The 13,066-nt window shown below is 69.1% G+C and carries 12 protein-coding genes; 4 read left to right on the top strand and 8 right to left on the bottom strand.

Annotated features, from left to right (window positions below; translation table 11 throughout):
- Positions 1-219 precede the first annotated feature (219 nt).
- Positions 220-2,133, bottom strand: coding sequence for an ATP-dependent zinc metalloprotease FtsH (gene ftsH / locus CFB34_RS38135; RefSeq protein WP_089443942.1), 1,914 nt, complete (start codon positions 2,131-2,133; stop codon positions 220-222).
- A 43-nt stretch (positions 2,134-2,176) separates the two neighbouring features.
- Positions 2,177-2,824, bottom strand: a complete 648-nt coding sequence (locus CFB34_RS38130) for a BON domain-containing protein (protein ID WP_089443941.1) — start codon at positions 2,822-2,824, stop codon at positions 2,177-2,179.
- Between the two features lie 279 nt (positions 2,825-3,103).
- Between CFB34_RS38130 and CFB34_RS38125 the strand changes: the two genes are divergently transcribed.
- Complete coding sequence (locus CFB34_RS38125) at positions 3,104-3,292, top strand: DUF2964 family protein (RefSeq protein ID WP_089444038.1); 189 nt, start codon at positions 3,104-3,106, stop codon at positions 3,290-3,292.
- A gap of 188 nt (positions 3,293-3,480) precedes the next feature.
- On the opposite strand, the gene CFB34_RS38120 is transcribed toward CFB34_RS38125, so the two are convergent.
- The gene (locus CFB34_RS38120) at positions 3,481-3,936 is read right to left on the bottom strand and encodes a hypothetical protein (RefSeq protein WP_089444037.1); all 456 of its coding nucleotides are present in this window, start codon (positions 3,934-3,936) and stop codon (positions 3,481-3,483) included.
- A 285-nt stretch (positions 3,937-4,221) separates the two neighbouring features.
- Between CFB34_RS38120 and CFB34_RS38115 the strand changes: the two genes are divergently transcribed.
- Complete coding sequence (locus CFB34_RS38115) at positions 4,222-5,625, top strand: MBL fold metallo-hydrolase (RefSeq protein WP_089443940.1); 1,404 nt, start codon at positions 4,222-4,224, stop codon at positions 5,623-5,625.
- A gap of 71 nt (positions 5,626-5,696) precedes the next feature.
- Here the strand turns inward: CFB34_RS38115 and CFB34_RS38110 are convergent, their stop codons facing one another.
- From CFB34_RS38110 to CFB34_RS38090, 5 genes are read right to left on the bottom strand one after another with little or no spacing between them, the layout of a single operon-like run.
- Positions 5,697-6,737: a zinc-dependent alcohol dehydrogenase family protein gene (locus CFB34_RS38110; RefSeq protein ID WP_089443939.1), complete on the bottom strand. Its 1,041-nt coding sequence runs from the start codon at positions 6,735-6,737 to the stop codon at positions 5,697-5,699.
- Between the two features lie 41 nt (positions 6,738-6,778).
- A complete protein-coding gene (locus CFB34_RS38105; protein WP_089443938.1) occupies positions 6,779-7,771 on the bottom strand; it encodes a bifunctional enoyl-CoA hydratase/phosphate acetyltransferase in 993 nt (330 codons plus the stop codon).
- Entirely contained in the window at positions 7,768-9,582 is a 1,815-nt protein-coding gene (locus CFB34_RS38100; RefSeq protein ID WP_089443937.1) for an alpha/beta fold hydrolase, read from the bottom strand. The genes CFB34_RS38105 and CFB34_RS38100 overlap by 4 nt, the downstream gene beginning before the upstream one ends.
- Positions 9,579-10,325: a beta-ketoacyl-ACP reductase gene (locus CFB34_RS38095; RefSeq protein WP_089443936.1), complete on the bottom strand. Its 747-nt coding sequence runs from the start codon at positions 10,323-10,325 to the stop codon at positions 9,579-9,581. Before CFB34_RS38095 ends, CFB34_RS38100 begins: the two co-directional genes overlap by 4 nt.
- Positions 10,315-10,851, bottom strand: a complete 537-nt coding sequence (locus CFB34_RS38090; RefSeq protein WP_089443935.1) for a hypothetical protein — start codon at positions 10,849-10,851, stop codon at positions 10,315-10,317. Before CFB34_RS38090 ends, CFB34_RS38095 begins: the two co-directional genes overlap by 11 nt.
- Positions 10,852-11,004: 153 nt before the next feature.
- Here CFB34_RS38090 and CFB34_RS38085 point away from each other — a divergent pair, with 153 nt between their 5' ends.
- Together CFB34_RS38085 and CFB34_RS38080 are read left to right on the top strand one after the other, a co-directional pair.
- A complete protein-coding gene (locus CFB34_RS38085; protein WP_089443934.1) occupies positions 11,005-11,844 on the top strand; it encodes a universal stress protein in 840 nt (279 codons plus the stop codon).
- A gap of 8 nt (positions 11,845-11,852) precedes the next feature.
- Complete coding sequence (locus tag CFB34_RS38080) at positions 11,853-13,052, top strand: acetate/propionate family kinase (RefSeq protein WP_089443933.1); 1,200 nt, start codon at positions 11,853-11,855, stop codon at positions 13,050-13,052.
- Positions 13,053-13,066: the final 14 nt, after the last annotated feature.

The raw sequence follows: 13,066 nt of genomic DNA, 5'->3' as shown, positions 1-13,066 counted from the left end.
GCGAGCGTATCGGTTGCTGCTTGCCGCGTCCCCTGGACGTATTTCCATGTGCGACGCGAACCGGCCGGCTCACGTCGTTCGTTACCAGGATCGGCGCACGATTCCGCACTATCGCGACGCGGGATGACATTCGGATGAAAAACCACAAAAAGGCATTAATTGGCCAATTTTGCCACTTCGCGACACGACGTTCGCCGGTAGACAGTAGCCGGTGGTAAATCAGGCCGACGTGTCCGTCGCCGCTACCGGCTCCGCATCGGCGCGCGCCGGCTCGGGCGCCGCGCAGCGATCATCCGGCGGCGTCATGAGCGCCACCAGCGTGTCGTGATCGATCGACTCGTGCTGCAGCAGGCACCGCGCGATCCGTTCGAGCGCGTCACGATGCTCGCCGAGCGTCGCCGCGACCCGCACGTGCGCGTCTTCGAGCAGCGCGCGCACTTCCTCGTCGATCAACTGCGCGGTGTGTTCGCTGCACCGGCCGTCGCCCGGCGTCCACACGCCGGGCGAACCGCCCTGCGGTGTCGCATCGTCGAGCGTCGCGAGCCCGAGCTTCGCGCTCATCCCGTACTGCATGACCATGTGGCGCGCCAGCGCGGTCGCTCGTTCCAGATCGTTCTGCGCGCCGGTCGACACGTCGCCGAACGCGATCTCCTCGGCGACGCGGCCGCCGAGCAGCACGTCGAGCCGGTCGAGCAGCTCGCTCCGGCGCAGCACGTAGCGATCCTCGGTCGGCACCTGCTGCGTGTAGCCGAGCGCCGCGATGCCGCGCGGGATGATCGACACCTTCTTCACCGGATCGCAATGCCCGCGGCTTTGCGCGACGAGCGCGTGCCCGGCTTCGTGGTACGCGATGGTCCGCTTTTCTTCGTCGTTCATCACGCGGCTCTTGCGCTCCATGCCCGTCATCGCGCGGTCGATCGCTTCGTCGAAGTCGGCCATGCCGATCGCTTGCTTGCCGAGTTCGGCCGCATGCAGCGCGGCCTCGTTGACGACGTTCGCGAGATCCGCGCCGACGAAGCCCGGCGTGCGCTGCGCCAGCTCGGCGAGGTCGACTTCCGGGGCCAGCTTCACGCGCTTCGTGTGCACGGCCAGGATCTGCTTGCGGCCATTCAGGTCGGGCCGGTCGATCGCGATGTGGCGGTCGAAGCGCCCGGGCCGCAGCAGCGCCGGATCGAGGATCTCGGGCCGGTTCGTCGCGGCCATGATGATCACGCCGGAATTGGCCTGGAAGCCGTCCATCTCGACGAGCAGCTGGTTCAGCGTCTGCTCGCGCTCGTCGTTGCCGGACATCAGGCCGACGCCGCGCGCCTTGCCGAGCGCATCGAGTTCGTCGATGAACACGATGCACGGCGCCTTCTGCTTTGCCTGCTCGAACAGGTCGCGCACGCGCGCCGCGCCGACGCCGACGAACATCTCGACGAACGCCGAGCCGCTGATCGTGAAGAACGGCACGGCCGCCTCGCCGGCCACCGCGCGCGCGAGCAGCGTCTTGCCGGTGCCCGGCGCGCCGACGATCAGCACGCCCTTCGGGATCTTGCCGCCGAGCCGCTGGTAGCGTTCGGGGTTGCGCAGGAACGCGACGATCTGCTGCAGCTCGGCCTTCGCCTCGTCGATGCCGGCGATGTCGTCGAACGTGATGCCGGTTTCCTGCTGCACGTACACGCGCGCCTGGCTTTTGCCCATGCCGCTCAGGTCACGGACCCCGCCCGGCCGGCGCATCATGAAACTCCAGAACGTCACGAGGACGATCACCGGCAAGAGCCATCCGGCAAGCGTCTCGAGCCAGCCCGAATCCGGCGCGCCGCGATAGCGGATGCCGGCGGCCGTGAGGTCGGTGACGAGACGGTCGTCGGAAACCCGGTTCGTCGTGAAGCGCCACGGCGGGCCCGCTTTCTTCACGGCGGCCGCGTCGGACGCCGGCAGGTTCGCACCGGCCTGCGGCATGCGCAGCACGCCCGAAATCGACGACGGGCCGATGTCCAGATCGTCGACGAGCCGCGCGTCGACCAGGCGGTGAAAATCGCTGTACGAGATCGACGTCGTGGCCGGCTGGGCCATCAGCAGCTGATACGCCACCAGCACGGCAAACGCGAACGGGATCAGCAGTGCGGAGTAATCGAATGTTTTTTTCATGGCATCAGGCCGACACGGCGGGCGCGGGCCCGCTCGTGCATCGTCATGCAACGGTCAACCGGTCGACGACCTCGCGCACGCCCCTGACCGACGCGGCCGCACCGCACGCGGCGCGCCTTTCGGCGAGCGACGCGACCTTGCCCGTCAGCGTGATGACGCCGTCGTCGGCGGCAATCGAGATCCCGGCGGATTCACGTTGTGCGCGACGCGCGAGCGCTTCGGCAATCCGGGTGCCGACGTCCGGCACCGTGTGGTCGGCGCGCACGCGGATGCGATTCGCGACGCCGACGACGCCGATCATCCGGCCGACCATCTTTTCCGCCGCCCGACTCTGGTAGGCATGATCGACTTCGCCGTCGAGCGTCACGCAACCGTGATCGACCTCGACGCGAATCCTGTGATTGCGCAGCGCCTCCTGCCAGCCGAGCGCGAACGTGATCGCGATCGCCAGTTCCTGATCCGCGCACGCATTCTCCGGCGGCGTGACGTTCAGTTCGAGCACGAGCGCGCGCGCATCCTCGACATGCAGCGCCGTTTTCTGCGCCTCGAGTTTCTGGCCCCAGCTGTCGACCGTGCCGCGCAACGTCACGATCCGATCGCGCACGTCGACGTCGATCCGTCGCGCGTCGATCGCCGGATTCCAGAACAGCGCCTGCTCGACGTCCTGCTTGAGTGCTGCATCGGACTTCATGTCGGTCTCCCGTCGCCCCGGACCGGTCGCGACATTCGCGATCGGCGATGGGGCTGCACCGGCTTCAGCATCGCGCACGGTGGCGGCTGTGGCTTGACGAGGATCAACCAACGACGTGCCGGCGGCCGTGGCCGCCAGGTGCGCGAATGCCGGATGCGTCCGTTGATGCAGATCAACCGTGCGGCGACGCGCGACGCGATCATGACGCCAGACGCGGCGAAACCCGCGACGACCCGCGCGTTTCGCAACCGTACGGCAGCCACGCGCCAGGAGACCATCATGAACCGCAGGCAATACCGCATCGCGCTCGCGACGCTGAGCGTGTTCATCGCGCTCGCATCGCTGGCCGGCATCATCCACGGGATGCTGTTCGACGAACGGGTATTCAGGTACGCGATCGTCACGCTGATCCTGAGCATCCTCTCGTTCGTCGTCCTGCTGAATCTCGCCCCGGGCGACCGCCCGTAACACCTGCGGCCACCGCGGCATCGCCCTTCATGAACGGCATCCTCCGCCTCGCGTTCAAGCCGAACATGAACGACAGCGCGACGCTCCCCGCGCTGACCGCCGGCCTCGCGTTCCCGTGCTGCTGACGATCGTCGCACTCGGCGGTCGGAGCGACGCGGGCTGACACGCGGCGGTGCGGGCAACCAGCGTCAGCCCGTTTGCGTGTGCGCCCCAACGTCGGGCCGCTGCCACGGCGGCAGCTCGGCCCACCCGAGCGGGCCGTAGACGGTGCCGCCGGCAGCCTCGACCGTCTCGACGAATTCGGCGAGCGTGGCCCCGGCCGGCACGGCCAGCTTCATCGCGTCGATAAATTCCTCGCTGCGCAGCCACGGCACCGCGCCGCCATTGATCTGCTCGACGCTCCAGTCCCGCCCATGCCGGCCGGCTTCGGGCGACAGCAGGCGCGGCGCGTCGAACGCCACGCGCAGCAGTTGCGCGCGCGAATCGCTGTAAGGCGGTTGTGCGATGTCCTGGTAGGGCACGTCGGCCCAGCTCTGGCCGCATTGCAGATCGAGCGGCAGGCAGGTGAACCACGCCCAGGGTGCGCGGACGAAGCACAGCCGGTAGCCGGTCCGCGCGCCGTCCAGGTTGGCGATCAGCGTCATGATGGGGTGTCCCGAAAGCGTCGCGATCTCGTCGTGCGATGCGTACCCGATGTACGCGGCCTGCGCGGACGGCGGAATCGCGACATCGCCTGCGCGCATGCGACCACTATCGTGCCGCCGTCCTGCCCGGGCGTTGATTGACGTCAAACCGAAGCCGCCGCGGCCGGACGACGAACCTGGCCCGAGCGGGGCACGGATACGGCAATCCCTGATTTCCATCAATCGCTTCGCGCGCATCCGCGTTGTAATCGACTCACTGCTCCGTCCACTTCCGTGAGGCGATCCATGAAACTGACATTTCTCGGTGCGACCGAAACCGTGACCGGCTCGAAATACCTGGTCGAGCACGGCAACCGGCGCGTGCTGGTCGATTGCGGCCTGTTCCAGGGCACCAAGAACCTGCGGCTGCGCAACTGGAGCCCGTTGCCGGTCGCGCCCGACACGCTCGACGCGGTCGTGCTCACGCACGCGCACATCGACCATACCGGCTATCTGCCGGTGCTGGCACGCGAAGGATTTCGCGGGCCGGTGTACTGCACGGCGGCCACGGCCGAACTCTGCGACATCATGCTGCGCGACAGCGCGCGGTTGCAGGAGGAAGAAGCCGAGTTCGCGAACCGCCACGGCTACTCGAAGCATCATCCGGCGCAGCCGCTCTACACGCTGGACGATGCGCAGCGCGCGCTGCACCTGCTGAAGCCCGTCGCGTTCGACGAATGCACGGCGCTCGGCGGCGGGCTCGCGTTCCGCCTGCTGCCGGCCGGGCACATTCTCGGCGCGGCGAGCGTCGTAATGCACTGGGATCACAAGGTGCTGGCCTTCTCGGGCGACCTCGGCCGCTATCACGACCCGATCATGCAGCCGCCGCTGGCGCCCGCGCATGCGGACTACCTGGTCGTCGAATCGACGTACGGCGACCGCCTGCATCCGGAATCGGACCCCGAGAACGAACTCGCCGCGCTGTTCGACAAAACCTTCGCGCGCGGCGGCGTGGTCGTGATGCCGTGCTTCACCGTCGGCCGCGCGCAGGAAATCCTGCATTACATCGCGCGCCTGAAGGCGTCCGGCCGGATGGCGCGCGTGCCGGTATTCGTCGACAGCCCGATGGCCACCGACGTGACCGAAATCTATCGTCACCATATCCTCGAACACCGGCTCACGCCTTCCGAAGCGAACGCGCTCGGCCACGTGGCCACGATGATCCGCTCGGTCGAGCAGTCGAAGGCGATTGCCGACCATCAGGGCCCAATGGTCATCATCGCCGGCAGCGGGATGGCCACCGGCGGCCGCGTGCTGCACCACCTGAGCCGCTACGCGCCCGATGCGCGCAACACGATCGCGCTGGTCGGCTACCAGGCGGCCGGCACGCGCGGTGCGGCACTGGCCGCGCACGAGCCGACGCTGAAGATCCACGGCGAGTACGTGCGCGTGCGCGCGCAGGTCGAGTCGATCACGACGCTCTCCGCGCATGCCGACTACGAGGAGATCCTCCGCTGGCTCGGCACGATGCAGCGCGCGCCCGTGCGAACCTTCGTCACGCATGGCGAGCCGGCCGCGGCCGACGCGATGCGGCGGCGCATCGCGGAGCGGCTGCACTGGCCGTGCGAGGTGCCGGTGTATGCGCAGTGCGTCGATCTCGATGCGGTCGAATCGGGCGACACGCGCAAGCCGGCCGCGCTTTCCTCCTGACGGCGTGCCCCACCGTACGGCGGCGGGAACCGGGTGTCGCCTGCCGGTTCCCGCCGCGCGCGACCCGGCCATCAACCGACTTCGATGATGACCTTCAGCGCATGGGTTTGCGCGGCGCGGCCGAACGTGTCGTACGCGCGCTCGACGTCGTCGAGCGAGAACCGGTGCGTGATCAGGCGTTTCGGATCGAGGCGCCCGGCGCGCACGGTCTTCAGCAGCATCGGCGTGCTGACCGTGTCCACCAGCCGGGTCGTGATCGAGATGTTGCGATCCCACAGCTTCTCGAGGTGCAGGTCGGCCTTGACCCCGTGCACGCCGACGTTCGCGACCACGCCCCCCGGCGCCACCAGTGACGTACACATTTCGAACGTCGCCGGGATCCCGACCGCCTCGATCGCGCAATCGACGCCGACGCCGTCGGTCAGCTTCATCACTTCCGCCACCGGGTCGCCGGCGCGGCCGTCGATGCAATCGGTCGCGCCGAAGCGATGCGCCACGTCGAGCCGGTTGCTGTCGGGGTCGATCATGATGATCTGCGCGGGCGAGTAGAACTGCGCGGTCAGCAGCGCCGCCAGGCCGATCGGGCCCGCGCCGACGATCGCGACCGAGCAGCCCGGCTGCACCTTGCCGTTCAGCACGCCGCATTCGAACCCGGTCGGCAAGATGTCCGACAGCATCACGAGCGCCTCCTCGTCCGCGCCCGGCGGAATCCGGTAGAGGCTCGTCTGCGCATGCGGAATGCGCACGTACTCGGCCTGCGTGCCGTCGATCCGGTTGCCGAGGATCCAGCCGCCGGTCGTGCAGTGCGAATACAGGCCGCGCCGGCAGTATTCGCAGCGGCCGCACGACGAGATGCAGGAGATCAACACATGATCGCCCGGCTTCAGCGCATCGACGGCGGCGCCGACCTGCTCGACGATCCCCACCCCTTCGTGGCCGAGGATGCGGCCGGGTTCGCAAGTCGGCACGTCACCCTTGAGGATGTGCAGATCGGTGCCGCAGATCGTCGTGCGCGTCATGCGCACGAGCGCGTCGGTGGGCGACTGCAGTTCCGGCATGGGCCGCTCTTCGAGCGCCTTGCGCCCGGGCCCGTGGTAGACGAGTGCTTTCATCGTGGTTCCTCCATCGAAAGAAAGGGTTGCAGGTTCATTCATCAGGATGGCGACGCATGTCGCGCCTGTGCCAGCACCATCGCGAGTGCGCAGGACGCGACCCGGACGACAGCGCCATCGGCGCGGCTCGTCAGCACGATCGGCACGCGCGCGCCCACGACGATGCCCGCGCTGATGGCGCCGCCCAGGTATTCGAGCTGCTTCGCGAGCAGGTTGCCCGCTTCGATATCGGGCACGACCAGGATGTCGGCGCAGCCGGCGACCGGCGAATCGATCCCCTTGTCGTGCGCCGCCCGTAGCGAGATCGCGTTGTCGAGCGCGAGCGGGCCGTCGACGATCGCGCCCGTGAGCTGGCCGCGCTCGGCCATCTTCGCAAGCGCCGCCGCGTCGAGCGTCGAGCGCATCGCCGGATTGACGGTCTCGACCGCACACAGCACGGCCACGCGCGGGCACGCCACGCCCAGCGCATGCGCGACGTCGATCGCGTTCTGCGCGATGGCCGCCTTCTGCGCGAGATCCGGCGCGATGTTCACCGCCGCGTCGGTCAGGATGAACGGACGCGGATACGCCGGCGTCTCGATCAGGAAACAGTGGGACATGCGCTTGTCGGTGCACAGCCCCGATTCGGCGGCGACGACCGCGCCCATCAGCTCGTCCGTATGCAGGCTGCCCTTCATCAGCGCGCCGGCACGGCCGGCCGCCGCGAGTTCGACCGCGCGGGCCGCCGCCGCATGGCTGTGCGGCACGTCCTCGATCGTCCACGGCGACAGATCGACGCCCGCATCGTGCGCGACACGCAGCACCTTGTCGCGCGGCGCGACGATCAGCGGCTCGATCGCGGCCGCCAGCGGCGACTCGCCGAGTTCGGCCAGCGCAACGAGACTGGTTGCATCGCACGGATGCACGACGGCCACGACAAGCGGCGCTGCGTGGCGGGCCCGCTCGATCAGCCCGGGCCAGGCGCCGTCCGCGCTCGGCAGCAGGCCGGGCAGGTACGCGCCACCGCACGGCCCCGGATGCCGATGCCCGTTCATGTCTCGAGCACGTAGGCGCCGGGCGCCGCCGCGAGCCCGGCGGCCGGCGTGCGGGCCGGCACGTCACCCGACGAGCGCGCATGCAGCCAGTCGCGCCAGCAGGTCCACCACGATCCGTCCACCGCGGGCGTGTCGCGCATGAAGTCGCACGGGCTGCGGTAAGGCGCGCCGGGTTCGCGGGTCGCGCAGCGGTAATGGCGGCCCGGATGACCGGGTTCCGACACGATGCCCGCGTTGTGGCCGCCCGCCGTCAGCACGAAGGTCAATGCATGGTGGGTCAGCAGATGAAGCTTGTAGACCGAGCGCCACGGCGACACGTGATCGCGCTCGGTGCCGACCACGAACGTCGGCACGTCGAGATCCGACAGCGCGACCGGCCGCCCGTCGACGCAGTAGCGGCCGGCCGCGAGATCGTTGTCGAGGAACAGCCGGGTCAGGTATTCCGAATGCATCCGGTACGGCATGCGCGTGGTGTCCGCATTCCACGACATCAGGTCGTTGGGCTTCGTGCGCCTGCCGAGCAGGTATTCGCTCATCATCCGCGACCAGATCAGGTCGCGCGCGTTCAGCAGTTCGAACGCGGCGGACATCTGCGCGCCGTCCAGGTAGCCTTGCCGCCACATCAGCGCGTCGAGCGCGGACAGTTCGCTCGCATCGACGAACAGGCCGAGTTCGCCGGGTTCGCTGAAATCGGTCTCGGCCGCGAGCAGCGTGACGGATCGCAGGGCTTCATGTTGCCGCCCGTCGCGTGCGAGCGCCGCCGCGCCGATTGCCAGCAGCGTACCGCCGAGGCAATAGCCGGCCGCATGGACCGCCTCGCCGCAGATCGACCGGACGACGTCGAGCGCGGCCAGGCACCCGTCGCGCAGGTAATCGTCGAGCCCGAGATCGCGCGCTTCCGCACCCGGGTTGCGCCACGACACCGCAAACACCGTGTAGCCCGCGTCGACCAGGAAGCGGATCAGCGAATCGTGCGGCTGCAGATCGAGGATGTAGTACTTCATGATCCACGACGGCACGATCAGGATCGGCTCGCGCGCGACGCGCGGTGTCGTCGGGTCGTATTGCAGCAGCTCGCACAATGCGTTGCGCCACACGACCCGGCCCGGCGTCATCGCCACGTCGCGCCCCGGCAGGTACGCCCGCGGGTCTCGGCCACGCGTGCCGCCGGCGCGATCGAGCCACGCGTTCGCATCGTCGAGCCAGTGCCGCGCCCCCGCCGCGAGGTTCGCGCCGCCGCTGCGCAGCGTCGCGTCGAGCGCGACGGGATTGGTCGCCAGGAAGTTGCCGGGCGAGCACGCGTCGAGCCATTGACGCGCGGCGAAACCGACCAGTTCCTCATGGTGGCGTTCGACACCCGGCACGCCGCGCGTCGCGTCGCGCCACCAGCGCTGGACCAACAGGAAGCCGTCGCGATACGCGCGAAACGGCCAGCCCGACCAGGCGGGCGCGGCGAAGCGCGGATCGGCGCGCCCCGCATGCACGGCCTGGCCGTCCGTGTCGGTGTCGTCCGCCGCGCCTTTCTCCGCCGCCACGGGCGCGGCCGCCAGCCACGCCTGCGTCGCGAGTTCGAAACACTTGCCCGGCGACACCGCCAGGTGCGCGCCCCAGTCGAGCAGGGCCAGCGCCAGCGACACGGGCGACAGCCCGAACGTCATCGCGGCGACGTTCGCATGCGCGGCGCGGTTCCATTGTTCGGCGGGTGTCGCGTCGGCCGGCGCGCACTCGGGCGTGCCGGCTTTCCGGCGGTCCCGATCGGATTGCTGCCTCGACTCGCGCGGGCGCGGCACACGGACGACGGACGCTTTCATCGCATGTACATGCCGCCGTTGACGTCGAATTCCGCACCGGTTGCGAACGCCCCCGCGTCGGAACACAGGAAGGCGACGAGCGCGGCGATTTCGTCGGGGTCGCCGAGGCGGCCGGCCGGAATCTGCGGCAGGATCTTCGTGTCGAGCACTTCCTTCGGTACCGACTCGAGCATCGCGGTGGCCAGATAGCCGGGGGCCACCGTGTTGACCGTGATGCCGTGCCGCGCAAGTTCGAGCGCCAGCGATTTCGTGAAGCCGTGGATGCCGGCTTTCGCGGCCGCGTAGTTCGCCTGCCCGTACGCGCCGCGCTCCCCGTTCACGGACCCGATGTTCACGATCCGGCCGAAGCCGGCGTCGATCATCCCGGGCACGAACGGCTTCGTCATGTTGAACAGGCCGTCGAGATTGGTCCGCAGCACCGCATCCCACATGCTCTTGGTCATCTTCACGAAGGTGGCATCGTGCGTGATGCCCGCGTTGTTGACGAGCACGTCGACGCGCCCGAACTCGGCCAGCACGCGCGCCGCGCAGTGCTGGCACGAGTCGTAGTCGGCCACGTCGACCTCGTACGCATGAAACGTGCGGCCCGCCTCGCGTTCGTGCGTGAGCCACGTCGCGACGTGGTCGTTGCGTTCGGTGTGCGACACCGCCACCGTCATGCCGGCCTCGTGCAGGCGGCGGCTGATCGCGGCGCCGAGGCCGCCCATTCCGCCGGTGACGAAAGCGACGCGCTCAGCGGACATGATCGTGCTCCCGCACCGCGTGGCTGCCGTCGAGACGCCGGACGGCCGCGGCCTCGTCGCCTGCATCGACGGCTTCCGTGATGCCAAGTTCGAACGCGGCCATCCAGTCGCGCCACGGCATGCTCGCCTCGTTGACCACGGCCAGCCGCCCGAGATCGGGCCACCAGAAGGTCTGGTAGCGCGACAGCGCGCCGGTGCCGTAATCGCGCAGCCACGTGCGCCACGCACTCGCGCTCTCGAACTGCCCGCGCATGCACAGCTCGGTCGCGTCCTGCCAGAGCGCGACGGTCGCGATCGTGTAGTCGCGCATCACGTGCCGGGCTGCTTCGCCGAACGCCGTCCACTCGGTCGTCACCGTGAGCGCCTGCTGCAGGCCGCGCACCGCGACGCGGTCCCGCTCGATGCGCCGCCCTGCCAGCGTGTTCCATTCGTGCTGCCAGTCGCGGGCCAGCGCGGCCATGCGCAACGCGAGATCGCAGCCCGCGCGGCAAGCGTCGTTCGGTGTGGTCAAGGCATGGGGGCTCATCGCATTCGCTCCTTCGATCCGGTCGGTGAATGGGCGTCCACTTCACTGTGCGACCGTGGCGCACGGCACCCGTTGATCTGAGTCAAGCACGCGGAAACCCTGCTTCGTAGACTGGATTGCACTGGCGGATCACCCGTCGATGGAGCGATTCCGATGAGCTACAAAAGCCTGGTCGTGCACCTCGATACGAGCACCCGCGCGCATTCGCGCCTCGAGCTCGCGTTGCGTCTTGCCCGGCGCTTCGGTGCGCATCTCACCGGCCTGTTCGCGGTCTACACGCCGGAGCCGCATTCGTTCTACGTGATGGCCGGTTCCGCCGACTATTTCCGCGCGCACCGCGAGCAACGCGACGAGCGGCTCGCTGCACTGGAGCGGCTGTTCCATGCGGAAACCGCGCGGGCCAAAGTGCCGGCCACCTGGGTTCGCGCGGACGAGCGCGCGAATGTGGCCGTGCCGCGCGCCGCGCGCCTTGCCGATCTCGTGATTGCGGGCCAGAGCGACCCGAACGATCCCGAAACCTACATCGACGACCAGTTTCCGGAGAACCTCGTGTTGTCCGCCGGCCGCCCGGTGCTGTTCTGGCCGTACACCGGCGAATTCCCGTCGATCGGCGAACGGGTGTTCGTCGCGTGGGACGGCAGCCGCGAGGCCGCCCGTGCCGCGCACGACGCGCTCCCCTTCCTCGAGCACGCGAAGCGCACGACGGTCGTCGCCGTGGTCGACGGCGATTCCGAAGCGGCGACCACGCGCATTCCGGCCGCCGATGCCGCGTTGATGCTCGCGCGCCATGCGCGCGACGTGAACGTACTCGATATCGACACCGGTACCGGCGCGGCAATCGGCGACACGCTGTTGTCGCGTGCCTATGAAACGGGTTCCGACCTGCTGGTCATGGGCGCCTACGGGCATCCGCGCTGGCGTGAACTGATCATGGGGGGCGCCACGCGCACGGTGCTCGCGTCGATGACGCTCCCGGTGCTGATGTCGCACTGAGCCGGTCGATGCGTACGCTCGCGCTGCTCGTCGTCAATGCCGGTTCGTCGAGCGTGAAATTCGCGGTCTTCGCGTATCCGCCGCATGGGGACCCCGTGCGACGGCCGCTGCACGAGGGCGAAGCGAGCGAAACCGGCAACGGCGTGTCGCTCCGCTTCGACGCTGCGCCGGGCGGCACGCTGCCGTTGCACACGGGCGATCCATACCGTGCGGTGCTCGCGCAGGTCGCGATGTGGATCCGCGTGCAACTGCCGCATATCGCGCTGGGCGCCATTGCACACCGTGTCGTGCATGGCGGTGCCCGGTACGTCGACCCGGTCGTGGTCGACGACGCGGTGCTCGACGCGCTGCGCACGCTGACGCCGCTCGCGCCGTTGCATCAACCGCACAGCCTCGATGCGATCGACGCGCTGCGCGACGCGTTTCCCGACGTGCCGCAGGTCGCCGTGTTCGATACCGCGTTTCACCGCTCACTGCCGCGCGCCGAACAATTGCTGCCGCTGCCGCACGCATGGTTCGACCAGGGCGTGCGCCGCTACGGGTTCCATGGTCTGTCGTACGAATACCTGGCCGTCGTGCTCGACGAGCAGTTCGGCCCACGTGCGCACGGCCGCGTGATCGCCGCCCATCTCGGCAGCGGCGCCAGCCTGTGCGCGATGCGCGACTGCCGCAGCGTCGCGACGACGATGGGCTTCTCGGCGCTCGACGGGCTGATGATGAGCACGCGCTGCGGGACACTCGATCCCGGCGTGGTCCTGCACCTGCTCGCGGCCGGCAAGCTGTCCGCCGAAGCATTGGGTCACATGCTCTATCACGAGTCGGGGCTCAAGGGCGTGTCGGGCGCTTCCGGCGATCCGCGTGTGCTGCTGGCATGCGAAGCCGCCGGTGACGCACTGGCCGGCGATGCGCTGACACTCTACGTCCACCGCATCGTGCGCGAAGCCGGTGCGCTCGTCGCGCTGCTCGGCGGCCTCGACATGCTGGTCTTCACCGCCGGCATCGGCGAGCACTCGGCCGTGTTGCGCGAGCGGATCTGCGCGGCGCTCGGCTGGCTCGGCATCGACATCGACGCGGGCGCGAACGCGGACCATGCGCGGGTCGTGTCGTCCGCGTCGAGCGCGGTCACGGTTGTCGTCGAGCCGGCCAACGAAGCGTGGATCGCCGCGCGCGCCGCGGTCGGGGTGCTGCGCGCCAACCGCGACGCTTGATCCAGATCAGCGCG

Origin of the sequence: Burkholderia sp. HI4860 (assembly GCF_002223045.2) — a bacterium.
GTDB lineage: Bacteria > Pseudomonadota > Gammaproteobacteria > Burkholderiales > Burkholderiaceae > Burkholderia.
This window is presented reverse-complemented; position numbering and strand designations above follow the sequence as displayed.

Excerpts from the sequence above, each read along its gene's own strand:
- ftsH (WP_089443942.1), bottom strand. The coding sequence starts at position 2,133 with ATGAAAAAAACATTCGATTACTCCGCACTGCTGATCCCGTTCGCGTTT.
- CFB34_RS38130 (WP_089443941.1), bottom strand. The coding sequence starts at position 2,824 with ATGAAGTCCGATGCAGCACTCAAGCAGGACGTCGAGCAGGCGCTGTTC.
- CFB34_RS38125 (WP_089444038.1), top strand. The coding sequence starts at position 3,104 with ATGAACCGCAGGCAATACCGCATCGCGCTCGCGACGCTGAGCGTGTTC.
- CFB34_RS38120 (WP_089444037.1), bottom strand. The coding sequence starts at position 3,936 with ATGACGCTGATCGCCAACCTGGACGGCGCGCGGACCGGCTACCGGCTG.
- CFB34_RS38115 (WP_089443940.1), top strand. The coding sequence starts at position 4,222 with ATGAAACTGACATTTCTCGGTGCGACCGAAACCGTGACCGGCTCGAAA.
- CFB34_RS38110 (WP_089443939.1), bottom strand. The coding sequence starts at position 6,737 with ATGAAAGCACTCGTCTACCACGGGCCCGGGCGCAAGGCGCTCGAAGAG.
- CFB34_RS38105 (WP_089443938.1), bottom strand. The coding sequence starts at position 7,771 with ATGAACGGGCATCGGCATCCGGGGCCGTGCGGTGGCGCGTACCTGCCC.
- CFB34_RS38100 (WP_089443937.1), bottom strand. The coding sequence starts at position 9,582 with ATGAAAGCGTCCGTCGTCCGTGTGCCGCGCCCGCGCGAGTCGAGGCAG.
- CFB34_RS38095 (WP_089443936.1), bottom strand. The coding sequence starts at position 10,325 with ATGTCCGCTGAGCGCGTCGCTTTCGTCACCGGCGGAATGGGCGGCCTC.
- CFB34_RS38090 (WP_089443935.1), bottom strand. The coding sequence starts at position 10,851 with ATGAGCCCCCATGCCTTGACCACACCGAACGACGCTTGCCGCGCGGGC.
- CFB34_RS38085 (WP_089443934.1), top strand. The coding sequence starts at position 11,005 with ATGAGCTACAAAAGCCTGGTCGTGCACCTCGATACGAGCACCCGCGCG.
- CFB34_RS38080 (WP_089443933.1), top strand. The coding sequence starts at position 11,853 with ATGCGTACGCTCGCGCTGCTCGTCGTCAATGCCGGTTCGTCGAGCGTG.